Source organism: Streptomyces sp. DG2A-72 (genome assembly GCF_030499575.1).
Lineage (GTDB): Bacteria > Actinomycetota > Actinomycetes > Streptomycetales > Streptomycetaceae > Streptomyces.
Genome location: NZ_JASTLC010000001.1, coordinates 9,053,314 through 9,076,160, shown reverse-complemented (window position 1 = coordinate 9,076,160; position 22,847 = coordinate 9,053,314). Strand labels below are relative to the sequence as shown.

The 22,847-nt window shown below is 69.7% G+C and carries 21 protein-coding genes and 3 pseudogenes; 9 read left to right on the top strand and 15 right to left on the bottom strand.

Annotated elements, in window-relative coordinates; all coding sequences use genetic code 11:
• Positions 1-4 precede the first annotated feature (4 nt).
• From QQY66_RS43070 to QQY66_RS43050, 5 genes are all read right to left on the bottom strand, one after another.
• The gene (locus QQY66_RS43070) at positions 5-853 is read right to left on the bottom strand and encodes a phospholipid scramblase-related protein (protein WP_301985868.1); all 849 of its coding nucleotides are present in this window, start codon (positions 851-853) and stop codon (positions 5-7) included.
• Positions 854-941: 88 nt separating this feature from the next.
• Positions 942-2,993 carry a phosphocholine-specific phospholipase C gene (locus tag QQY66_RS43065; protein ID WP_301985867.1) on the bottom strand — a complete coding sequence of 684 codons (2,052 nt, stop codon included), beginning with the start codon at positions 2,991-2,993 and terminating at the stop codon, positions 942-944.
• Between the two features lie 197 nt (positions 2,994-3,190).
• Positions 3,191-3,679: a hypothetical protein gene (locus tag QQY66_RS43060; RefSeq protein WP_301985866.1), complete on the bottom strand. Its 489-nt coding sequence runs from the start codon at positions 3,677-3,679 to the stop codon at positions 3,191-3,193.
• Positions 3,676-5,193 carry a cell wall metabolism sensor histidine kinase WalK gene (locus QQY66_RS43055; protein ID WP_301985865.1) on the bottom strand — a complete coding sequence of 506 codons (1,518 nt, stop codon included), beginning with the start codon at positions 5,191-5,193 and terminating at the stop codon, positions 3,676-3,678. Before QQY66_RS43055 ends, QQY66_RS43060 begins: the two co-directional genes overlap by 4 nt.
• Positions 5,190-5,888 carry a response regulator transcription factor gene (locus tag QQY66_RS43050; protein ID WP_301985864.1) on the bottom strand — a complete coding sequence of 233 codons (699 nt, stop codon included), beginning with the start codon at positions 5,886-5,888 and terminating at the stop codon, positions 5,190-5,192. Before QQY66_RS43050 ends, QQY66_RS43055 begins: the two co-directional genes overlap by 4 nt.
• A 162-nt stretch (positions 5,889-6,050) precedes the next feature.
• Here QQY66_RS43050 and QQY66_RS43045 point away from each other — a divergent pair, with 162 nt between their 5' ends.
• The 3 genes and pseudogenes from QQY66_RS43045 to QQY66_RS43035 all read left to right on the top strand — a co-directional run.
• On the top strand, positions 6,051-6,977 hold the full coding sequence (locus QQY66_RS43045; protein WP_301985863.1) for a DUF3152 domain-containing protein: 927 nt from the start codon (positions 6,051-6,053) through the stop codon (positions 6,975-6,977).
• Positions 6,978-7,006: 29 nt separating this feature from the next.
• Positions 7,007-7,749 (top strand): annotated as a pseudogene (locus QQY66_RS43040) (carboxylesterase family protein); the annotation flags it as partial.
• A 159-nt stretch (positions 7,750-7,908) separates the two neighbouring features.
• A pseudogene (locus QQY66_RS43035) lies at positions 7,909-7,992 on the top strand (AAA family ATPase); the annotation flags it as partial.
• Between the two features lie 10 nt (positions 7,993-8,002).
• Here the strand turns inward: QQY66_RS43035 and QQY66_RS43030 are convergent.
• Entirely contained in the window at positions 8,003-8,404 is a 402-nt protein-coding gene (locus tag QQY66_RS43030; RefSeq protein WP_301985862.1) for a RidA family protein, read from the bottom strand.
• Between the two features lie 101 nt (positions 8,405-8,505).
• Between QQY66_RS43030 and QQY66_RS43025 the strand changes: the two genes are divergently transcribed.
• The 4 genes and pseudogenes from QQY66_RS43025 to QQY66_RS43010 all read left to right on the top strand — a co-directional run.
• Positions 8,506-8,889 (top strand): helix-turn-helix domain-containing protein, encoded by a 384-nt coding sequence (locus QQY66_RS43025; RefSeq protein WP_301985861.1) that lies wholly within the window; start codon positions 8,506-8,508, stop codon positions 8,887-8,889.
• 427 nt (positions 8,890-9,316) lie between these two features.
• Positions 9,317-10,129 carry a hypothetical protein gene (locus QQY66_RS43020; RefSeq protein WP_301985860.1) on the top strand — a complete coding sequence of 271 codons (813 nt, stop codon included), beginning with the start codon at positions 9,317-9,319 and terminating at the stop codon, positions 10,127-10,129.
• A gap of 227 nt (positions 10,130-10,356) precedes the next feature.
• Entirely contained in the window at positions 10,357-10,719 is a 363-nt protein-coding gene (locus QQY66_RS43015) for a hypothetical protein (RefSeq protein ID WP_301985859.1), read from the top strand.
• Positions 10,720-11,007: 288 nt separating this feature from the next.
• Positions 11,008-11,085 (top strand): annotated as a pseudogene (locus QQY66_RS43010) (TetR family transcriptional regulator); the annotation flags it as partial.
• 524 nt (positions 11,086-11,609) lie between these two features.
• On the opposite strand, the gene QQY66_RS43005 reads toward QQY66_RS43010, so the two are convergent.
• The gene (locus QQY66_RS43005) at positions 11,610-12,170 is read right to left on the bottom strand and encodes a TetR family transcriptional regulator (RefSeq protein ID WP_301985858.1); all 561 of its coding nucleotides are present in this window, start codon (positions 12,168-12,170) and stop codon (positions 11,610-11,612) included.
• A 271-nt stretch (positions 12,171-12,441) separates the two neighbouring features.
• Here QQY66_RS43005 and QQY66_RS43000 point away from each other — a divergent pair, with 271 nt between their 5' ends.
• Entirely contained in the window at positions 12,442-13,320 is an 879-nt protein-coding gene (locus QQY66_RS43000) for a helix-turn-helix domain-containing protein (protein WP_301985857.1), read from the top strand.
• Positions 13,321-13,327: 7 nt separating this feature from the next.
• Here QQY66_RS43000 and QQY66_RS42995 read toward each other — a convergent pair whose 3' ends face one another.
• The 8 genes from QQY66_RS42995 to QQY66_RS42960 all read right to left on the bottom strand — a co-directional run bounded on the left by QQY66_RS42995 (position 13,328) and on the right by QQY66_RS42960 (position 21,313).
• Positions 13,328-13,783: a molybdenum cofactor biosynthesis protein MoaE gene (locus QQY66_RS42995; protein WP_301985856.1), complete on the bottom strand. Its 456-nt coding sequence runs from the start codon at positions 13,781-13,783 to the stop codon at positions 13,328-13,330.
• A 4-nt stretch (positions 13,784-13,787) separates the two neighbouring features.
• Positions 13,788-14,777 carry a GTP 3',8-cyclase MoaA gene (moaA, locus tag QQY66_RS42990; RefSeq protein ID WP_301985855.1) on the bottom strand — a complete coding sequence of 330 codons (990 nt, stop codon included), beginning with the start codon at positions 14,775-14,777 and terminating at the stop codon, positions 13,788-13,790.
• A 29-nt stretch (positions 14,778-14,806) separates the two neighbouring features.
• Positions 14,807-15,958: an XdhC family protein gene (locus QQY66_RS42985; RefSeq protein ID WP_301985854.1), complete on the bottom strand. Its 1,152-nt coding sequence runs from the start codon at positions 15,956-15,958 to the stop codon at positions 14,807-14,809.
• Positions 15,959-16,097: 139 nt separating this feature from the next.
• Positions 16,098-18,308 (bottom strand): xanthine dehydrogenase family protein molybdopterin-binding subunit, encoded by a 2,211-nt coding sequence (locus QQY66_RS42980; RefSeq protein ID WP_301985853.1) that lies wholly within the window; start codon positions 18,306-18,308, stop codon positions 16,098-16,100.
• Positions 18,305-19,285 (bottom strand): xanthine dehydrogenase family protein subunit M, encoded by a 981-nt coding sequence (locus QQY66_RS42975; protein ID WP_301985852.1) that lies wholly within the window; start codon positions 19,283-19,285, stop codon positions 18,305-18,307. Before QQY66_RS42975 ends, QQY66_RS42980 begins: the two co-directional genes overlap by 4 nt.
• A gap of 12 nt (positions 19,286-19,297) precedes the next feature.
• Complete coding sequence (locus QQY66_RS42970; protein WP_301985851.1) at positions 19,298-19,951, bottom strand: (2Fe-2S)-binding protein; 654 nt, start codon at positions 19,949-19,951, stop codon at positions 19,298-19,300.
• Between the two features lie 558 nt (positions 19,952-20,509).
• Positions 20,510-20,812 (bottom strand): hypothetical protein, encoded by a 303-nt coding sequence (locus QQY66_RS42965; protein ID WP_301985850.1) that lies wholly within the window; start codon positions 20,810-20,812, stop codon positions 20,510-20,512.
• A gap of 12 nt (positions 20,813-20,824) precedes the next feature.
• Entirely contained in the window at positions 20,825-21,313 is a 489-nt protein-coding gene (locus QQY66_RS42960; protein WP_301985849.1) for a MarR family winged helix-turn-helix transcriptional regulator, read from the bottom strand.
• Positions 21,314-21,485: 172 nt separating this feature from the next.
• On the opposite strand from QQY66_RS42960, the gene QQY66_RS42955 reads away from it, so the two are divergent.
• The gene (locus QQY66_RS42955) at positions 21,486-22,847 is read left to right on the top strand and encodes an aminotransferase class I/II-fold pyridoxal phosphate-dependent enzyme (RefSeq protein WP_301985848.1); all 1,362 of its coding nucleotides are present in this window, start codon (positions 21,486-21,488) and stop codon (positions 22,845-22,847) included.

The following is a 22,847-nucleotide window of genomic DNA, read 5'->3' as shown; positions in this document are numbered from 1 at the left end:
TACGTCAGCCCAGGCCGCGCTTGTCCTGCTTGAGTGCCGTGTCGACGGTCAGCGCCGTCGCGACCACGAGGCTCAGCAGGGGCTCGGGCAGCTGGTAATGGACCTGGAGGACGTAGTTGTCCGCGGTCGTGAACATCGTCTTGGCGAGGCCTTCCCAGGTCTTGGTGATCCGGGCGACCTCGTTGTCGGCGTGGTCCACGATCGCGAAGTTCCAGGCCCGCCAGTTCTCCGCCTTGATCGCGCCGGCCTGCCGGCCGTTCACGATCATCGCGAAGTTGATCTTCCCGAAGACGTTCTGCTGGACGATCTCACCAACCGGCTGTCCGTCCGGACGTGCCACGATCACCCGGGACTTGATGAACTTGCGCGGCCGGGTCAGCAGCAGCACGGGCTGCCCGTAGGCGTCCCGGATCTCCAGCTTGTGCGTCATGTACTGATCCAGGCCGGCGAAGAAGCGCAGCACCTTCTTCAGCGCGCTCTGCCCGACCTGGACGACCGAGCCGATCTGGTTGCCGTGCTGGTCCATGACCTTGTACTCGTTGGTCAGCTCGATCAGCTTGGCCTTCTGGTTCACCACCAGGACCGGCTCGGTGAACAGGGTGCCGCCGCCGGAGCCGCCCCCGGCGACTCCGGCCTGCTGCTGCACCTGACGCTGCACCCGCGGGTCCGGACCAACCGGCTGCTGCTGCACCGGAACGGCCGGCTGCTGCTGCGGCACCGGCCCGGCGTGCTGCGCCTGTTGGTCCGGCGCGGTGTGCTCGGTCCACTGCGCCCCGTCCCAGTAACGGAGGGTCCGGGGCGCGCCGTGCGGATCGGCGTACCAGCCTGCAGGTGTGTTCGAATGCGTGGTCACCGGGGCACATTACCCCGAGCACACCAGCACCTGACCAGCTCCGGCCATCCCGTACGCATCAGGCTTTACCGCCCCATTGCAGTGACGGTCATTCAGTGATGACGGCCGGGTCGCTCACCCCGGGACGCCCGGTCTCGACCCGTCCGGCGAAACGCCGCAGGAACGCGGAGTCGGAGCCGGACGTGACCGTCAGGTCGTACCACTGCCCGCTCGCCCCGAGGTCGAAGCTGTGCCGCACGGTGGCACCGCGCCGCACCACGAACCGCTGCGTCCGGCCGCTGTAGCCGTTCGCGACCTTCAGCTCCACCGTCGCGGAGCCCTTGTTGGTGAAGGTCAGCTCGAGGTCGTCGCCCCTGTGCCGGGCGGTGACCTCGGGTCCGGCGGTCTTGTTCGCGCCCTTGAAGGCGCGCACGAAGCCGTTCGGACCGTGGACCGTCAGGTCGTACGAGCCGCTGGAGTAGGCCGAGTTCCAGGTGTCCGCGATCGACTTGCCGGCCTCGGTGGTGTACATCCACGGGCCGTCGGTGCGGTTGCCGGAAGTGACGTGGAAGGCGCCGCCCGCCTTGGCGCCCGTGGCGAAGGTGAGGGTGAACTTCCCGGCCGCGGTGTCGGCCGAACCGTCCACGTACGGGGCGTACTTGAGCGGCCGGGACCGGCGCAGACCGCGCTCCTGCTTGGGCAGACGCGAGTCGGCGGGCGGGGTGGGCTTGTAGTCGGGGTGGCGCTCGCGGTCCGGCGGCTCGTAGCCGTCGGTGTCCGGCAGGCCGACGGGGCGCGGGTCCTTGCGGGAGAAGTCGAACGCGGAGGTGAGGTCGCCGCAGACGGCCCGGCGCCACGGCGAGATGTTGGGTTCACGCACCCCGAACCGGCGCTCCATGAACTGCAGGATCGAGGTGTGGTCGAGGGTCTCGGAGCAGACGTAACCGCCCTTGCTCCAGGGCGAGACGACCAGCATCGGCACGCGCGGGCCCAGGCCGTAGGGACCAGCCACCCGGTTGGCGTCGCCCTTGTAGAGGTCGGGCTCCACATCCACCGTCGACTTGCCCTGCGCGGCGGACTTGGGCGGGAGCGGCGGCACGACGTGGTCGAAGAAGCCGTCGTTCTCGTCGTACGTGATGAACAGCGCCGTCTTCGCCCAGACCGCGGGGTTGGAGGTGAGCGCGTCCAGGACCTGGGCGATGTACCAGGCGCCGTAGTTCGAGGGCCAGTTGGAGTGCTCGGAGAAGGCCTCGGGCGCGGTGATCCAGGAGATCTGCGGCAGCTTGCCGGCCTTGACGTCGGCCTTCAGCCGGTCGAAGTAGCCGTCGCCGTTCTTCACGTCGGTGCCGGTGCGGGCCTTGTCGTACCAGGGGTCGCCGGGCTTGGCGTTACGGTACTTGTTGAAGTAGAGCAGGGAGTTGTCGCCGTAGTTGCCGCGGTAGGCGTCCTGGATCCAGCCCCAGGAGCCGGCCGCGTCCAGGCCGTCGCCGATGTCCTGGTAGATCTTCCAGGAGATGCCGGCCTCTTCCAGGCGCTCGGGGTACGTGGTCCAGCCATAGCCCAGCTCGTCGTTGCCGAGGACCGGCCCGCCGCCGGTGCCGTCGTTGCCGGTGTAGCCCGTCCACATGTAGTAGCGGTTCGGGTCGGTCGAGCCGATGAACGAGCAGTGGAAGGCGTCGCAGATGGTGAACTTGTCGGCGAGCGCGTAGTGGAACGGGATGTCGTCACGGGTCAGGTACGCCATGGTGGTGGAGCCCTTCGCGGGCACCCACTTGTCGTACTCGCCCTCGTTGTACGCGGCCTGGCCGTCGGGCCAGGAGTGCGGCAGGCCCTCCAGGAACTGCATGCCGAGGTCGTCGGCGTCCGGGTGGAAGGGCAGCAGGTCCTTGGTGCCGTCCGACTGGTACCAGATGGACTTGCCGTTCCGCTGGGTCACGGGCCGCGGGTCACCGAAGCCACGGACTCCTCTGAGCGAGCCGTAGTAGTGGTCGAAAGAACGGTTCTCCTGCATCAGGACGACGATGTGCTCGACATCCTCGATCGACCCCGTGCGGTGGTTCGCGGGGAGCGCGGCGGCGCGCTCGATGCTGCTCGACAGGGCGGCGAAGGCCGTGGTGGCGCCCGCCACTTGGAGAAATCGGCGCCGGTTGACTTCGGGCATGGGTGAGGGACCTCTCCCTTGGGGGTGTTCGACCCGTCGGATCCGTATGACGGAACGCGCGCGAAAGGAGTGTTCCAAGAGCACCAAACGTCAGGGAAGGGTCTGATGGCCCTCATGTGAAAGTCGTCGGTACGAGAGGTGCGGGCCGGGCCGACCGACGGAAGCCGGCGATCGGGGTGTGGCGGCGGCCCTGCCGATCAGGGGGGACAGGAATCGCTGGAGCCTTCGGTTTGCCAGGCGCCGGGGACCGTCACGGTCACCGCCGTCGGTGCGCTGTCGAACCGGGCGTAGGCGACTGTGCAGATCAGCTGGGCAACGGCCGTTTCGGTCAGCGGCCCGGTGCCCCGGGGCAGTTCGACCGTCACCTCGCCGCCGCCGTCCGTGCGGACCGAAGGAGCGCCCGTCAGCGGCGGGAGCTGGGTGGTCATGCCCCTACGGCGTTCCCTGCCGTCCGGCCCTTGGAACACCGTCGCCACGGCCGTCTCGATGTCGACCGAGGCGAAGCCCCAGCGCCGGACGGGAACCAGGGTGCCTTCGCTGACGAAGTAGGAGACCTGGGCCGGCCGGATGCCGGTGGCGGGCTCTCCGGTCTCCACCACGCCGGTCTCGGGGATGCCGCAGGAGGCGAGCAGAAGGGCGGTCGCGCACAGCAGCGCGGGCCGGAGCACCCGGGGGGCGGGGCTCATGACTCCCCCTCCTTCAAGGACAGGCGCAGGGACCGCTTCGGGAGCTGAGACGGAGGCTGATGCCGGGGTTGCCGCAGGGGGATCTCGACCGTGAACACCGCGCCGCCCTCCGCCCGGTTCGCCGCCCGGACCGTGCCGCCGTGCAGGTGGACGTTCTCGGCCGTGATCGAGAGGCCGAGGCCGCTGCCCTCCGTTCGGGTCCGGGCCGTGTCCGACTTGTAGAAGCGGTCGAAGACGTGGGGCAGAACGTCGGCGGGAATGCCCGGCCCACTGTCCAGCACCTCGATGACGGCCCACCCTGGTGCGTCGACGTCCATCATCTCCCTTGCGTGCAGGCGCAGCTGGACGGGCCGGGCCCCGTGCCGGAGCGCATTGCCCACGAGGTTGGCGACCACCACGTCGAGGCGGCGCGGGTCGACCCGGCCGCGCAGCTCGCCGGACCCGGGGAGCCGGGCATCCACGAGGTCCAGCCAGGCGCGGGCGGCGAGGGTGCGCCGTAGGGACTCGGCGAGGTCGATGTCGTCCAACCGCAGATCCGCCGCGCCCGCGTCGAAGCGGGAGATCTCCATGAGGTCGTCCACCAGGCGGGCGAGCTTCACGGTTTCCTCGCTGATGAGCCGTACCGCGGTGGCGGTGTCCGGGTCGAGCCCGGCCGCGTCCTCGTCGAGGATGTCGGTGACGGCCGACATCGCGGCCAGCGGGGTGCGCAGCTCGTGCGACACGTCCGCGACGAAGCGGCGGGCGCGGGCCTCCATGCGGCGCAGCTCCGACACGGACTCCTCCAAAGCCACGGCGGTCTCGTTGAAGGTGTGCGAGAGATCGGCGAGTTCGTCGGAGCCGTTGACGGCGAGCCGGGTGTCCAGATGGCCCTCGGCGATCCTGCGGGTGGCGCGGCGCAGCTCCCGTACCGGGCGCAGCACGCCCCGGGCGGCCAGCAGGGCGAGGAGGACGGCCAGGCCGAGCGCCGGCACGACGGCGCGCCCGATGGCGGCGACCAGGGCGTCGACGTAGCCCTGTTCGACGGTCTGCGGCACCGTGACGAAGACGACGACCCCGGACGCCGGGGGCTCGCCGGATGTCTCCAGGGTGATGGGCATGCCGACGACGAGCGAGGAACGGCCGTCCGTCGACACCCGCTGGAAGACGGCGGCCCGACGGTCGGCCACGGCAGAGCGCATGGCGGGGGTCAGTTCGGTGAACCTGTCCTGCGGCGTGGAGGTGGCTCGCATTTCCCGATACGTGACCAGAACACGCCAGTTCTGTGCCGGTTCGGCGCCGGCCACCTCAGTGGCGACCCACTCCAGGTCGCTTTGGCCGGGTGGGTAACCGATGCCCGGCGCAACGCCGTTGACGTGATGGCGCAGGCGCTTGATCACGGTGTCCTGGCCCTGCTGGAGCACTCCGACGCGGGCCTCACGGAAGGTCAGGGCGCCCGTGGTCAGGGTGGCCACGGCGGCGACCAGCACGAAGGCCACGAGCAGCCGGCCGCGCAGTCCGCGCAGCGGTGATCTCACCGGGACCGGAACCGGTAGCCGAAGCCGCGCACGGTCTCGATGTAGCGCGGCTGCCCCGCCGGCTCGCCCATCTTGGTGCGCAGCCGCTTGACGCAGGCGTCCACCATCCGTGAGTCGCCGTGGTAACTGTGCTCCCAGACCGCCTCCAGCAGTTGCTGCCGGGAGAACACCTGGCCGGGCGAGGCCGAGAGGGTCAGCAGGAGCCGTAGTTCGGAGGGAGCGAGGACGACCGGCTCTCCCTGCCGTGCGACGGTCAACCCGGCCCGGTCGATGGCCAGTTCACCATGGGCGCCGTGGGTCTCTATCTTCGGTATGCCGCCGTCGGCGGGCGTGCCGCCGACCCGGCGCAGGACGGCGCGGATACGGGCGTCCAGGACGCGTGCCTGCACCGGCTTCACGACGTAGTCGTCCGCTCCGGCTTCGAGCCCGACCACGATGTCCGTGTCGTCGCCGCGGGCGGTCGCCATGATGATCGGCACCTGATCCTCGGCGCGGATCCGGCGGCACACCTCCAGACCGCTCAGCCCGGGCAGCATCAGATCGAGCACGACGACGTCCGGCCGGAAGGACCGCAGCCGGGCCAGCCCGTCCTCTCCGGTGGCGGCACCGCTGACGTCGTGTCGCTGACGGCGCAGCGCGAGCACGACGCCCTCTCGTACGGCGCGGTCGTCTTCGATGAGCAGGACACGTGGCATGCGCCCCAGTATCCGTACGGATCAAGGGGGTTGAGGGCGGGTATGAGGTCCGGCCGGGAACTGTTACGGGACGATCACATAGCCCGGCCGAAGATCGACCGTTATGGTTTCGTTACCATTCGGGCCACGTCTCATCACATCGCGTACACAGCCTTGACGGCCATGACCACCACCACGCATCGTGCGACGCCGTCGACCCCGCGGTCCCGGCGTCGTCGCCGCAGAGGCTCCGCACACGCCGGCGGGCTCCGCCGGAAGGGGAAGGGGCCCCTGCTGGGCGGCCTCGCCGCGATCGCCGTGCTGGCCTCGGCCACCGCTCTGGCCGTGCACCGGACACCGCCGGAGACCTCCGCAACCGGCTCCCACGACGCACCCGTTGCCCCCACCCGGTCACCTTCTCCCCCGCCGGCACCGGACCGGTCCACGAAGCCGAGCAGCAGCGCGGAGGGCGACGCGCAGACCGACAGCAAGCCCAGCGGAATGGGCGACCCATCCGCGGACTCCTCCTCCTCGGCCGCCATCCCGCCTTCGGGCCCCGGCACGTTCACCACCGCCGCCGGCGAGAGCGACACCGCGGGCCGGGGCAGCCGTGTGCTGCGCTACGAGGTCGTCGTGGAGGACGGCCTCACCCAGTCCCCCGCCGATGTCGCCCGGCAGGTGGAGGGCATACTCGCCGACCCGCGCGGCTGGACCGCCGACGGCGAGTCCGCGTTCCGCCGTATCTCCAGTGGCACGCCCGACTTCGTCATACGGCTCGCCACGCCGAGCACGGTCGACAAGATCTGCGGCCGCTACGGGCTGGACACCGGCGGCGAGGTCAACTGCAGCGTCGGCAAGGACGTCGTGGTCAACCTCAAGCGGTGGCTGCTGGCGACCCCGGTGTACGCCGACGACGTGGATGCCTACCGGGCACTGATCATCAACCACGAGGTCGGCCACTTCCTCGGCCACGGCCATGTCACCTGCCCGGGCGCCGGCAAGCCGGCCCCGGCGATGATGCAGCAGATCAAGGGCATGCTCGGCTGCACACCCAACGTCTGGCCGTACGACGCGAAGGGCCGCCTCATCACCGGACCCGCCGTACCCTGACCGACCGCCAGGGCGAGGGCGTCCACGATCTGCTCGACGTGGTCGCCGCGCTGCGCTGGATGCGGGAGAACATCGCTGCCTTCGGCGGTGACCCGCACAACGTCACCCTCTTCGGCCAGTCGGCCGGGGCGACCATCGTCGGCGGCGCCCTCGCCCCCCTGAAGCCGCAGGCCTCTTCGGCCGGGCGATCGTCCAAAGCGGCAGCGGCCTGGGCGCGTTCACCACCGAGCAGGCAGCCCGCGTCACCAAGGCAGCGGCCGAGTATCTGGGTATCGAGGCCGCCTCCGGCCTCAGCACCGGCATCGACCTGCTCATCGGGACCAACACCGAGGAGGGCAACCTCTACCTGGTTCCCGTGGACAAGTACGCCACCTCGACCGCCGGGGACGTCGACGCCACGGCGGCGCGCTCGCACCCGAATCCTGCGCGGCTCGTCGAGACGTACCGGAAGACACGCCCCGAGGCGTCCTTCGGCGAGCTGCGCTCCGCCATCATGGGCGACGCGCTGTTCGGCGCCGGCAGCTGGGCCCTGACCGGCGCACATGCGACCCATGTCCAGTCCGCCACCCACGCCTACGAGTTCGCCTGGCGCTCCCAGGCCCTGGACGGAGAGCTCGGCGCCCGCATGCACGAGACCTGGGTCCGGTTCGCCAGGACGGGCAACCCCGGCTGGGGCCCGTACGACACCGAGCGCAGGTCCACGATGCGCATCGACGCCGAGTGGACCCAGGTCGACGACCCAAGCAGCCAGGAACGACAGGCATGGAGCTGAACCTCGTACACGTCCGTACGGGCAAGGTCGTCGGCACCACGGTCGCCGAGCGGACCACACAGACCTGCGCGACGTCACCGCCGTACTCAAGGCCGGAGGTCCGGGCCTGGAGGACAAGGTGCACGCGAGGCGAGCGCCGCGGCCGTCGGCGCGCCGTTCGATCTTGGGTGCATCGCCGAGTTGGGATACATGGAACTGGACGGGCACGGCGCCGAGTTGCTTTTCCAGGTCCTGCCCGAGCAAGGAGGAGACCTCAAGCGGGCAGCTTCGTGTCGATGACGAAGCTGATTTCGATGACCTGGCCGGGCAAGGTCAGTTCAGTGATGCCCAAGACCGTGCTGGCCGGGCGGTGGTCGCCGAAGTACCCCAGGTTGCCCTCCGACGTCGCCGCGGCATTCTGCCGCAGGTTCACCACGTACAGGGTCTGCGAGACGACCTGGTTCCGGGTGGCGCCGTAGTGGTCCAGGACCTTGTCCATGTTGGCGTAGGTCTGCTTGAGCTGGGCGGCGAAGTCGCCCGCGTAGAGGAACTCGCCTGCCTCATCGAACGAGAGCTGTCCGGAGACGTGGATCAGCTCGCCGGACTTGATCGCCTGCGCGTAGCCGAAGTCGCTCTCGGCCGGCACGTTGTAGTGGAAGACATCAATGGTGGCCACGGTGCTCGCCCTTCCGTTTCGCTCTCTTGTAGTTACTCGGAAACTGTAGGAGAGTGACGGTTGACCTGGAAGAACGCACTTTTCGGTGACTGAGGAACCTGATGGTGACCAAGCAACTGCTCAAGGGCCTGCCCGAGGACGCTGACCTGCGGCGCGCGGACTCCCTGGCGCGGGAGATCTTCTCGGACGTCGCCAACAAGTGGGCACTCCTGATCATCGAGGCGCTCGGCGAGCGCACCCTGCGCTTCAGCGAGCTGCGCAACGAGGTCGAGGGCGTCAGCCACAAGATGCTCACCCAGAACCTGCGCATGCTGGAGCGCAATGGCCTGGTCGACCGGAAGGTGCACCCCACCGTGCCGCCGCGGGTCGAGTACACCCTCACCGAGCCGGGCCGGGCCCTGCGCACCGCGGTCGACGCCATATGCGGCTGGACCCACCAGCACCTCGGTCACATCGAGAGTGCACGCGACCGTTTCGACGCCTGACGGGCGCGCAGCGACACCCTCGCGCGTTGGGCGATTCCCTGATCGATCCCACTCTTCGGTCGATGCCGCTGTTTACGCCTTGTCCGCGGGCCGTCGGGACATCGGCTGTCGGTGTGAGGTCTCAGGAGATGCTTGACCGTTGGCACCGGTGACGGCGGGATCGTTACCCGCCGGTTTTCCCACCTGCCACATACGCCCGGTGGCATGCTGACGTGCCGAAAACATCGAAGACGAAAGGAGCGGCGTGCCTCCTGCCAGGCGCCCGCGGCTCAGGCCACCGCGGCAACGCAGGCCCCCTGTACACGGGACTGGCGGCCGGGACCGTCGACCGGCCGGGAGCACCGGCCGGGAGCGGGGCGACGGTTCCACGGTGTGGGCGAGGATGGCCACTCGCGCGCGCAGGTTTCACGCGTGGCTCATACCGATCGTGCTCTTGGGAGTCGCCGCGTCGATCGAGGAACAGATCACGGCGCTGCCCGACCGGATCGGCGGCTGGCTCTCCTCGCATGACCGGACCCAGGACCGGGCCGTCAACGGCCCTGACTTCTCCGTCTCCGTCGATCTGATCCGCCTGAACGACGAAGGCAGGAGCGCGGTGACACCCGGCGACTTCCGGCCCAGCGCCGAGCAGACCCGGCTGCTGGCAGACCCAGGGGCCGCAGGTTCTCCCGGCTTCACTGCTCTCCTGCGCTCCGCCAGCGCGGTCAACCTGGAGCACCTGACGCTGCGCCTGACATTGACGGGCCGTCGCGCCGAGAAGGTCAACATCCTCGACATCCAGCCGGTCTCCGTACGGCGCTCCGATCCGCTCGCCGGGACCCTGTTCGACGCACCGCCGCAGAGCGGCCCAACCACGTCCACGCTACTGCTCGACCTGGACAGACCCTTTCCCATCGTCCGCCAGGCGGTATTCGACGACGAGGACGACTCGTTCAAGCCGGGGCCGCCGTTCTTCGCCCGGCAGACGATCGTCCTGGCCAACCATGAGCAGCACGTCGTGGTGCTCCGGGCCACATCGCTGCGGTACTCCGTGGCGTTCCGGCTGCGGGTGACCTACATGGTCGGCGACCGGAAGAAGCACACCGTCATTGACGACCAAGGACGCCCTTTCCAGGTCACCGGGCGCAAGCAGGGCTCCGACAGCTACCGACGGGTCTTCAAGTACGGGAAGTACGGCCTCTCGTTCTGCCAGTCCTCCGGCCCGGACAAAAACCCGTCCCTCCCCTGCGAAGAGGAGTGAGAGTGCGCCCGGGGTCGTCCCTCTCCCTCGTCCACCGGCTGTCCGCCGGATGCCTTCTCGCCGCCCTTCTCGTGGGGTGCACAGAGCCTCGGCCCCCGTCGGGGTCGGGGCCTTCGCCGACCCCGGCCCTCTCGCGGACGGCACCACCGTGCCCCGGGCCCAACGTCGGTGACGGCCCATCGGTCGCCCCGGACGTCGCCGCGTCGTGGCGCAAGGTCATCGGACCGGTGTACGAAGCGGCCTGCGCCGGTGACGAACGGCGCCTGGCCCGCCTGATCGATACCGGCCACGGCTCGGCGGAGTACTTCTCGACCCACACCTGCGAGGGGTGCACTGGGAACGACCTGGTCGTGATGTGGAAGCACGAGTACGGCGTCCGCCTGACCGCCCTGGCACGGTTGCTGGAGACGCCTCCGCGCTGGTCCCAAGGAGGCGTCACCTACGTCCAGGCGAACCGCGTCGCGGTCTTCGCCCGCGGCACGCAGGAGATTTCCCCGCAGTGGAGCGGTTTCTACCCCGACTGCGCGGCGGAGTCGTTGTGCCGCTCCCTATCAGGCCACCCGGAACCGACCGGCGCGCGGGAGGGCTGACCTGCCCCCTCTGCTCGCCGGCGCCGCTGTGAACGGCCTCGCGACGGGCATCGCTGTCGGCCACGGCATCGGCAGCATCACCACGCGCAGCGCCCCACAGCACAGGGGCACGTCCGTCTCCACCTTCTTCGCCATCCTGTACTCGATGCTCGCGGTGCCCGCCATCGGCGTCGGCGTCCTGATCCGCCAGACCAGTCTGCGCCCCGCAGGCGAGACGTTCAGCGCCGTGGTGGCCGCGCTCGCACTCGGCGTACTGCTCAGCCTGGTACGTCCCATCAGGAAGGACCCATCGAAGGCATCGCCCAGCGCGCCGGCGTGGCCAAGCAGACGATCTACCGCTGCTGCAAGTCGAAGGTCGACGTCCTCTCGACACACTCACCGAGCCGGTGCCGGCATGTCGTCAGGAAGGCCGTGCGTCCTCCTGTCCATAAGGTTCTGGTCAGCGATGACGGCCACTTCGCCGTCACCGGCGGGGGCGACGGTCTGGTACGCACCTGCGTCTGGGAGCTGGACTGGGAGTACCGGTTTCCTGAAGGGACGCCCCTTCGAGGGACGCCCCCCGAAGGAGAATCTCCTGAGGGCGCGGCTCCTGAAGGCGAAACGGCATGAGCGAGGACTGGGCCACCGACTGCCGGCCCAGGCTGCCGGACGATGACCGGTGTGTCTCACGACGGGAGCCTGAACGGCACCTTCGTCAACGGCGAGGAGATCGGCAGACGCCGGCCAGACCAGACGCCGAAGCAGGCAGCCGCGTCCCCGCGTATGCGGCCCCGCCACGGGCCGCAGACCTGTGCCAGAAGGTGGCCGACGATGTGCTGGACGGTCTGCGGCGGGGCATGCGCGGGCAGCCGGTGCAGTAACGGATGCTGTGCGCCGCGCCCCCGCACGGGCTACTCCGCCAGCGCCCCCATCGCGCGATCGAGCAGCACGCCCGGAGGAACAGTGCCGTCGCAGGCCACCCAGCTGGCCGTGGCCACATCCAGGCACGCGAGCGCGGCCGCGGTCAGCGCACTCGGCCTGATGTCCTCGGACCGGTCAGGACGGGCCCTCATTCGCCGGGCGATCTCCGGCACCAACAGCTCCTGCCAGCTCAGGTGCTTCTCGTAGCGCCGGGCGCGCAGTGACGGGCTCTCCTGGAGCATCCGCAGGTAGCCGAGCACCCGCTCGGGGGTCTGCTCGTCATTCTGCGTCAGGACATCGAACGCCCGGCGCAGCGCCTCCCAGGGCCGCTCGTCATCGGGGCGGGCGGCGAGCGCCTCCGCAACCCGGCGACCGGATTCCTCCAGGCGCCCCAGGAGGATCTCTTCCTTGGTACCGAAGTACCGGAACAGACTGGCACGCGAGAGGCCCACCTCGGCGGCGATCTGGTCGACGGTCGTCCGGTCGAACCCCTGCTCGACGAAGAGCCGGTGCGCCACCTCGACCACCTCCGCCCGAACCGTCGCACGCATGCGCTCACGCAAGCCGGGCGGCTTCCGTGCGGACCGGGCGGAGGTATCGGGGGATTCAGTCATGACGCATGAGCATAACAACGACTCAATTTGAAACCGAGTATCAGCCATGAGACTCGGCCGGCCTTCGGGCCCCTGTCCAGGCACTCCGTTCAAGATGGAATCTTGCGAGGAGACTCCGCATCACAGTGATCCCTGGTCTCAGTTCGAGTTGCTGAGTCGCTGTTGTACGCTGCTCCGACCAGCGAGGCAGGACGACTGGAGGACAGAGATGTCTTCACATGTGGCGCCCGGTGACCAAGTGGCGTCCGGACTCGACCGGCGTACCGAGTTGAAGGAGTTCCTGCGCTCGCGCAGGGCCCGGCTCCGGCCCGAGGACGTGGGCCTGCCCACGTACGGGCGGCGGCGGGTTCCCGGGTTGCGGCGCGAGGAGTTGGCGCAGTTGGCGGGGGTGTCGTACGCCTACTACGCACGCCTGGAGCAGGGATACGGCGACACCATGTCGGCCGAGGTGCTGGACGCCGTCGCCCGCGTCCTGCGCCTGAACGAGGAAGAGCGTGACCATCTGATCCGGCTGGCCCAGCCCGAGCGACAGAGCACGACGCAGGCCGGGCCGCAGCGGCTGCGGCCCAGCGTCCAGCATCTGCTCGACACGATCGGCGTGCCCGCCTACGTCGTCAGCCGACGCCTGGACATCCTGGGGTGGAACCGGCTCGCCGCCGCCGTCTTCGGGGACTGGGGCCTGCTGCCGCCCGAGGAGCGCAACGTGGCCCGGCTGGCCTTCTCGCCCGAGGCGCGCGACCGCTTCGCCGACCCCGAGCGCGTGGCGCTGAGGGCCGTCGGCGCTCTGCGCATGAACGCCGGCAAAAGCCCCGCGGATTCGTACCTCTCTTCCCTGATCCAGGAGTTGTCACAGAAGAGCGAGGAGTTCCGGCAGTTGTGGGCACGGCACGAGGTGAGCTGCGGGACCATCGGCGAGACCGTGCGGATCCGGCACCCGCTGGCGGGAGAGTTCGACCTCGTCCAAGAGCCCATGGCGCTGCCCGGGGGTACCCCCATGCGGCTGGCCACTTACCATGCCGAGCCGGGCTCCCGGTCGGAGGAAGCTCTGCAGATGCTGGCCAGCTGGGAGATGGAGCCGCTGCGCTGAGACAGCTCTACGCGCCGACCCATTCATCGGTTCCGTCCGAGAACTTCTGGTGCTTCCAGATGGGCACTTCGTGCTTGAGGTCGTCGATCAGTTGCCTGCAGGCTTCGAAGGCATCTCCCCGGTGCGGACATGCGACAGCGACCACGACCGCCGGATCTCCCACCGCGAGTTCACCGACCCGGTGCACCGCGGCGAGGGCACGCACCGGGTGGTTCGCCACGACCTTCTCCGCGATCCGCCGCATCTCGGCCTCGGCCGTCGGGTGGCACGAATACCCCAGTCCGTCCACGTCCGCGCCCGCGTCATGGTTCCGCACCGTGCCGACGAACAGTGCGATCCCGCCCGCCGCCGCGTCGCCGACGGCCTGGAACACCTCGTCCAGGCAGAGCGGTGTCCGTCGTATCGCGATCAGCTTGATCGGGTGCGGGTGCGCCTGCTCACCCGGGTGCTCGTGGGCTGCCATCGGATCAGCCCCCGATGGCCGACATCGGCCTCTGCGGTCGTACGAACGAGGGATCGTCCAGGCCCGAACCGGCCTTCTTGCCCCACATCGCGGCACGCCAGATGCGGGCGATCTCCTCGTCGGGAGCGCCTGAGCGGAGCGCGGCACGCAGGTCGGTCTCCTCGCGGGCGAACAGGCAGGTGCGTACCTGGCCGTCGGCGGTGAGGCGGGTGCGGTCGCAGGCCGCGCAGAACGGGCGGGTGACCGAGGCGATGACGCCGACGCGGTGCGGGCCGCCGTTCACGAGCCAGCGCTCGGCCGGGGCAGGGCCGCGCTTCTCCTCACCCTCGGGGGTCAGGTCGAAGCGGGTGCGCAGGGAGGTCAGGATGTCGCCCGCCGTGATCATGCCGTCGCGCTTCCAGCCGTGCTGGGCGTCCAGGGGCATCTGCTCGATGAACCGCAGCTCGTAGTCGTGCTCGACGGCCCAGGCCAGGAGGTCCGGGGCCTCGTCCTCGTTCAGCCCCGGCATCAGGACCGAGTTGACCTTCACGGGGGTCAGGCCCGCCTCGCGGGCGGCGTGCAGGCCCTCGATGACGTCCTTGTGGCGGTCCCGGCGAGTGAGGGTCTTGAAGACGTCCGGGCGCAGGGTGTCCAGCGAGACGTTCACCCGGTCCAGGCCCGCCGCCTTCAGGGCGCTCGCGGTGCGCTTGAGGCCGATGCCGTTCGTGGTCAGGGACATCTGGGGGCGCGGGTCGAGGGCAGCGACCCGCTCGACGATGCCGACCAGGCCGGGGCGCAGCAGGGGCTCACCGCCGGTGAAGCGGACCTCCTTGATGCCCAGGGAGGTGACGGCTATGTCGATCAGGCGGACGATCTCGTCGTCCGTGAGCAGGTCCGGCTTGGCCAGCCACTGCAGGCCCTCCTCGGGCATGCAGTAGGTACAGCGCAGATTGCACCGGTCGGTCAGCGAGACCCTCAGGTCGGTGGCCACCCGGCCGTAGGTGTCGATGAGCACGGGGCCTCTCCTCCATACATGTCGCGCCGTCATGCGGCCAGGACCGAGGCCGGTGACATCCGGGCCACCGGGACGGAACCGTGGATGGGGCCGGGGACGCGGGACAAGGGCAGGCCGGTGCCGTTGTTCATGTGGGCGATGATCTCGGCGGTGATGGAGATCGCCGTCTCTTCGGGGGTGTGGGCGCCGAGGTCCAGTCCGATCGGCGAGTGCAGGAGCGCGAGGTGCTCTTCGGGCACGCCGGTCTCACGCAGACGTTCCAGGCGGTGTTCGTGGGTGCGCCGGGAGCCCATCGCGCCGATGTAGCCGACCGGGAGGCCGAGGGCCAGACGCAGCAGCGGGATGTCGAACTTGGCGTCGTGGGTGAGGACGCAGATCGCGGTCCGGGCGTCGACTTCCGTGGCCTCCAGGTAGCGGTGGGGCCAGTCGACGACGACCTCGTCGGCGTGCGGGAAGCGCTGAGTGGTGGCGAAGACGGGGCGGGCGTCGCAGACGGTGACGTGGTAGCCGAGGAGGCGTCCGACCTGGCTGAGGGCGGCGGCGAAGTCGATGGCACCGAAGATCAGCATGCGGGGCGGGGCCGCGTGGGTGTGGACCAGGAGCGTCAGCTTCTCCGGGCAGGTGTCGGCGTCCCCGCCCACCTCGACGCGGGCGGTCCGGCCTGCCCGCAGCAGCGCGCGGACCTGGGTGACCACCGCCCGGTCCTCCTGTCGGCTGCCCAGTGTCCCGTCGTACGCGCTGCCGCCCCCGAAGACGGACAGGGTGCGGCCGAGAAGACGCCGCGGCCCGTCCACGACCTGTGCCACGGCGCCGGGCACACCGGCCGACACCCGTTCCAGGGCGGTGGCGAGGTGGGGCTGGTCGGCGGGGTCGACCCGCTGCACCAGGACCTCCAGCTCGCCGCCGCAGGTCAGGCCCACGGCGAAGGCGTCGTCGTCGGAGTAGCCGAACGAGGCCCGTACCGGGGGTTCGCCCGACTTCAGCACCTGTTGGCACAGCTCGTACACGGCGCCTTCCACACATCCTCCGGAGATGCTGCCGACCGCCTCGCCGCCGGTGCCCACCGCCAGTGCGGTGCCGGGTGGCAGGGGTGCGCTGCCGCTGACCCGGATCACGGTGGCGAGGGCGAAGGGGCGGTCCTCGCGGCACCAGCGGTACAGCGTGTCCGCGATGTTCAGCATGAGTGGCTCTCCTGGGGGCGGTTGGGAAGCCCGCCGCCGTGCCGGCATGAGGGGGGATAGAGGCACGGCGGCGGGCCGATCAGTGGGAGGCTCTCGGGGCCCCGCCCGGGTGGCGGGAGGGGCCCGTACCGCCCGGGGTTCAGAGCAGGGCTTCGGCGGTGATGGGCAGTTCGCGGACGCGGCGTCCGGTGGCGTGGAAGACCGCGTTGGCGATGGCGGGTGCCACGCCGACCATCACGAGCTCGCCCAGGCTCTTCACGCCGATGGGGTCGGCCTTGTAGTCCTCCCCGTCGAGGTAGATGGCCTTCAGGTCGGGGATGTCGGCATGGGTCGGCACGAGGTAGTCGGCGAAGTTGGCGTTGGTGATCCGGCCGTCGCGGTGGTCGGTGACCGTGTGCTCCAGCAGGGCCTGGCCCATGCCGCCGATCATCCCGCCCAAGGCCTGGCTGTCGGCGAGCTTGGGGCTGATGATCCGGCCCGCGTCGTAGACGCCGAGCATCCGCCGCATCCGGACAAGACCCAGGCGGGCGTCGACGGCGACCTCGGCGAACACCGCGCCGTAGCCGTACATCGAGAACCGCCTGTCCTGCTCCGGCACCGGGGAGTAGGACCCGCGTGCCTCCAGGTGGGTGCGGTTGTTGCGGGCGAGGAGCTGCCGGTAGGTCTCCCCCCGCGCGGGGTTGCCCGTCACATGCATCCGGCCGCCGCGGACCACGATGTCGTCGGCGTCGACACCGTGCAGCGGTGAGCGCTCGTCTTCGACGGCGAGCTTGATGGCCTGCTGCCGCAGCTTGTCGCAGGTGTCCTGGACGGCGGAGCCCACGCTGGCCATGGTCTGCGAGGCGCCCTGCGGCGGGGCCGGCGGCATCCTGGAGTCGCCGAGCTGGAAGGTGACGTGGCGCACTGCCAGGCCGAGGGCGTCGGCGGCGACCTGGCTCATGGAGGTGTACGTGCCCGTGCCCACGTCATGGGTCGCGGACTGGACCACCACGGTGCCGTCGGCATCGAGCCGGGCGTGGGCTTGGGCCGCGCTCTGGAAGACGTCGTAGCAGCCGGTGGCCACGCCGGTGCCGATGAGCCAGTCGCCGTCACGCGTGGAGCGCGGCCTGGGGTTGCGCCGGTGCCAGCCGAACTCGCGGGCGCCCACGCCGAAGCACTCGCGCAGCCGCCGGGTGGAGAAGGGGTGTCCGCTCGACAGGTCTTCGTCGGGTTCGTTGCGCAGCCGCAGCTCGATCGGGTCCATGCGCAGTTTGTAGGCGAGTTCGTCCATCGCCGACTCGATGGCGAAGCTGGCAGTGGAGTAACCGGGGCCGCGCATCCAGATCGGGGTGACGACATCCAGCGGCACGGTCTGGGGCGTCTGGCTGACGTTCGGCACGGCGTACAGCATCTGCCCCAGCGCCAGGTTGGCCTCCCAGAACCGCTCGTAGCTGGAGGTCTCGTACTTGAAGTCGTGGGTCATCGCGGTCAGCCGCCCGCGCCGGCTGCTGCCCAGCCGCAGCTTGTACTCGTACGCGGGCCGGAACCCCACGCTGAAGTACATCTGCCTGCGGGTCAGGACGAGTTTGACCGGGCGTTTCACCTCACGTGCGGCGAGCGCGGCGATGGTGGTGTTCGGCCACCGCCGCAGTCCGTTGCCGAAGGCGCCGCCGATGAACGGCGTCAGGACACGCACGTCCGCCGGTGGAATGCCGAACACGGACGCGAGCTCGTTCTGTGTACCGATCACGTGCTGGGTCTTGTCCCACAGGGTGAGCTTGTTGCCCTCCCAGCGGGCGATGGTGGAGTGCAGCTCCATCGGATTGTGGTGGTTGCGGGAGAGACGGTAGGTCATCTCCATCCGGACGTCCGCGGAGCCCAGCGCTTCCTCGGCGTCACCCCGCGAGTAGGGCTGCGCGAAGGGCAGAGGTCCGGCTTCGGCCGGGGCGTCGGTCAGGTCGGTCGAGGCCTTCTCGGCGTCGTAGGTGACTTTCACCAGGCTCGCGGCGTGCTCCGCGGCCTCCAGTGTGGTGGCCACCACGACCGCGACCGGCTGGCCGAAGAACCGGACACGGTCGTCCTGGAAGATGTGCAGCCGCTCGCCCGGGAAGGGGATGCCGGGGAACTCGCGGTAAGCCAGCTCGGGCGCGTTGCGGTGGCTGATGACCTTCAGCACGCCGCGCTGGGCTTCGGCGTCGCGGGTGTCCATACCGGTGATACGGCCGCGGCTGATACTGCTGTCGACGACGACGGCGTGCACCACCCCGTCGATGTCGTGCTCGGCGGAGTACTTGGCCTGGCCGGTCACCTTCAGCCGCCCGTCCACCCGGGACAGCGGGGCTCCGACGGCTGCCTGCGGCTGCGGGCTCACTTGGTACCTCCTACGATGCGCAGCTGGCGTTCGACGGTGCGCTGGAGCAACTCGACCTTGAAACGGTTGTGCTGGAGGGGCCGGGCCCCGTCGGCGGCGTGTTCGGCGGCCTGGGCCCACAGCCGGTCGGAGGGGCGTTCACCGACGAGGGCTTCTTCAACGGCGGGGAGCTTCCACGGAACGGTGCCCACACCTCCGGCGGCGACGTACGCGTCCAGGATCACTCCGCCGCGTACGTGCAGCGCGACGGCCGCGGAGGTCAGCGCGAACTCATACGACTGGCGGTCGCGCACCTTCAGATAGCCGGACTTCAGCGGACGCGGAAGGGCAGGAATCTCGACAGCGGTGATCAACTCGCCGCGGCGCAGGGCCTGTTCACGGTTGGGGGTGTTGCCGGGCCTGAGGTGGAAGTCGGCGAAGGGCACGGTGCGCTCGCCGTCCGGGCCGAGCAGGTGTACTTGCGCTTCCAGGGCGGCGAACGCCACGGCGGCGTCGGAGGGGTGGGTGGCCACGCAGTCGTCGGAGGTGCCGAGGATGGCGTGAGTGCGGTTGACGCCGTGCAGGGCCGCGCAACCGGAGCCGGGCTCACGCTTGTTGCAGTCGGCGCTCACGTCACGGAAGTACGTACAGCGGGTGCGCTGCATGATGTTGCCGCCGATGGTGGCCATGTTGCGCAGCTGCGCGGACGCGCTCAACTCCAGCGCCTCGGAGATCACCGGATACAAGGCGCGTACTTTGGGGTGGGCGGCGGTCTCGGCCATACTCACCAGTGCGCCGATGCGCAGGCCGCCGCGCCGGGTCACGGTGACCTCGCGCAGCGGCAGGTCGCTGATGTCGACGAGTGTCTCGGGGCGTTCGACGGTCTCGCGCATCAGGTCGACCAGGGTGGTGCCGCCGGCGATGTACCGGCCGCCGTCACGGCCCGCGGCGAGGGCTTCCCGAGTGTCGGATGCCTTGGTGAAGGAGAAGGGATGCATGGGGGTCGCGCCTCATTTCCCGTGCGCGGTCTGCTCGACCGCCCGCACGATCTTCACGTAGCAGCCGCAGCGGCACAGGTTGCCGCTCATGAACTCCCGGATCTCCTCCGGTGAGTCGGTGTGGCCTTCGTTGATGCAGCCGACGCCGGACATGATCTGGCCGGAGGTGCAGTAGCCGCACTGGAAGGCGTCCTGGTCGATGAACGCCTGCTGCAGCGGGTGCAGCCGCTCCCCCTTGGCCAGGCCCTCGATGGTGGTGACCTCGGCGCCGTCCAGCCGGACCGCCAGCGTCAGGCAGGAGTTGACCCGCTGTCCGTCGACCAGGACGGTACAGGCGCCGCAGGCCCCGGCGTTGCAGCCCTTCTTCGAACCGGTCAGGTCCAGGTGCTCGCGCAGCAGGTCCAGCAGCGAGGTCCGGTTGTCGACCGTGACGGTGTGCCGCCGGCCGTTGACGGTCAGGGAGACGCGGCTGCTGGGGGGCGCCTGGGCGGCGTCCGCGGAATCGGCGCCGAACGCGGACGGTCCGGCTATCAGGCCGCCCGCGACGACCGCACCCCCGACGACGGTGGTGGTCGCGATGAACGTGCGCCGGGACGGGTCGGACGAAGATGCCTCAGGAGATCCCTCGGGGGGAGCAACTGTTGACTCGGGGGGTTCGATGAACATGCCCACTCTCTTGGTCGACGGAAGACGGATGGCGTTACCGACCACCGCCATGTGCACGAATCGGCGTGAGTACGGGAGACGGTTCACGCCACGGTGGACGAGCCGGGCCCTCGGCCCCCGAGGATGGCGGCGACCGGCGGTCGAATACGGTCTGCAGCCGCCTCACCAGGCCCTCGGTGCGGCGTGGCATCCACTGTGCCGCATGCGGCGCGATCCAACGAGCAAGCAGTTTTGGGACGACTCCCGTAACTACGACTGCCGTTGGTACGTCTGGCAGTAGCAGGCAGAGCGGTCCGGTCGTCGGCGGTGGTCCTCATGACGTCATGGCCGGCAGCCGGGCATGCCGACACGGCGGCCGTACGGTTCGCGTACGGCCGGTCGGGAGGTCGCGCCAGGAGACGGTGACGTCCGCGGTGCCCCAGGGCCCCTGGCTGGTGGCGCCCTAAGGCAGGGCGAACTGGTTCACGTACACCTCGTACGTGCCCGGCTCGGTGAGGTCGACGACTCGTCGCTCCTGCCGACGGGCGAGGAGAGCCGGTTGCCGTCCTCGTCGAACACTCACAGGTCGATGTCGCTGCCGGCGAGGAAGTCGGACGAGAGGATCGCGACCCGGGCCAGCGCGGTGCCCTCGGGAAGCCGCAGCGGTCCACCCGTCGGGTCGGTGGAGCCATGGCGGGGTGCAGAGAGAGCCAAGTCGGTGACCGCACGCTCTGGTTCGGTCCCTCTCGACGCCGGGCAGTCGGCGGGCAGGGTGAGGAAGGCGGCCGGGGAACCGATCCGGCCGATCCGCAGATCACGAAGGAAGGACCGCTGCCTGACTGCCTGTTCCAGCCCGGGGCTCGACGCAGCGGAAACCGCCATGGGTCAGCGGAGTCAGTCGGCGGCGTCGCGCAGTGCCTCGTTGATGTCGCTCAGCGCGCCGGTCAGCCGGGTGTAGTCGTCGCGGGCCACGGGCGTCACGAAGTAACGCTCGACGACCTGGGAGTGAACGGCCGCGGCCTGAAGGAACACGGTCCGGCCGTGATCAGTTGGTTCGACAAGGATGCTTCGGCGGTCGTCCGGTGACGGTACGCGGCGAACCAGGCCGGCTTCTTCCATGCGGTCGATCAGCCGGGTGATGCCACCGCTGGTGAGGGTGAGGTCCTCGGCGAGCCGACGTTGCGAGACCTCCTCGCCCGGCTTGCGGCACAGCCTGATCAGGACCTCCAGCATCGTGTGACTGATCCCGCACTCGCGGCGCAGGGCGGTGTCGATCCGCTGCTCCAGACGGGTCGCGGCTTTGATGAGCAGCCCGAAGTCGTGAACGAGCCGGCTGTTGGCGGCACGGGCGGCCTGGCCGCCCCGCCGGGTCGCGGCATTCACCTGCCGAGGTCCTCCCATGCTTGACGGTACTGGCGCGCGAGTTTACTGCCATATCACCTACCGACGTCTCAATTACTGAGCAGTCAATTGCTGACTGCTCAACGAAATTCTATGGTGGGCGCCATCCCGTCGGCCGCATCGGAGATCGGCCACATCGGAGAGAGGGACATCCATGGACATGCAGCACTGGCTCGGTCGAGCCACCGAGGCAATACAGGCCTGGGCCGACACCTTCGGCCCCTACCAGCCGCACCCGTCACTCCAGGTCGACGACGACCGCTTCGCCACAGCCTTCGAGGAGTTCACCGGGAGACTGAAGGACAACTACCCCTTCTTCCACCCGAGCTACGTGGGGCAGATGCTCAAGCCCCCGCATCCCGCCGCGGTGGTCGGCTACCTCACCGCCATGCTGATCAACCCCAACAACCACGCCCTGGACGGCGGCCCCGCCACGGCCCGGATGGAACGCGAGGCCGTCGCTCAGCTGGCCGCCATGTTCGGCTACGACACCCACCTCGGCCACCTCACCACCAGCGGCACGATCGCCAACCTCGAAGCCCTCTTCGTCGCCCGCGAACTCCACCCCGGTCGAGGTGTCGCGTACAGCGCGGACGCCCACTACACCCACGGCCGTATGTGCCGCGTGCTGGGGATGGAGGGACACGCGGTCCCCACGGACAATCGGGGACGCATGGATCTCGACGCGCTGGAGGACCTGCTGCGCAGCGGCCGGGTGGGCACGGTCGTCCTGACCGCCGGAACCACCGGACTGGGGGCCGTCGACCCGATCCACGAGGCCCTGCTCCTCAAAGAGCGTTACGGCGTCCGTATCCACGTCGACGCCGCCTACGGCGGCTTCTTCACCCTGCTGGCCGGCGCCGACGGGCCCGAGGGAGTCGCGCCCGAACCATGGCAGGCGATCGCCCGGTGCGACTCGCTCGTCATCGACCCGCACAAACACGGGCTCCAGCCCTACGGCTGCGGTGCCGTCATCTTCCGCGACCCCGAGGTGGGGCGCTTCTACCTCCACGACTCGCCCTACACCTACTTCACCTCCAGCGAGCTGCACCTCGGCGAGATCAGCCTGGAGTGCTCACGCGCCGGCGCCTCGGCCGCCGCCCTGTGGCTCACCTTCCAGCTCATCCCGCCCACCACCGACGGCCTGGGCCAGGTGCTGGCGGCGGGCCGTCGAGCCGCATTGAAGTGGGCACAACTGATCACCACCTCCGACCACCTGGAGCTCTACCAACAGCCGGAACTGGACATCGTCAGCTACTTCCCCGTGGTCGACCCCGCCACCCTGAGCGGCATCGACACGGCCTCCGCCCGCATCCTGGCGGACGGCATGGCGAGCCCCGACCCCGTGTTCCTGAGCACCCTGAGAGCCGACCGCGAGGCGTTCACCGCACGCCACCCCAAAATCACCGCGGACGCCGACGGCGCGCGAATCCTCCGCAGCGTGCTGATGAAACCGGAATCCGAGCACCACGTGGATGACATCCATCACCAAGTCGAACGGCTCACCCGATCCTGA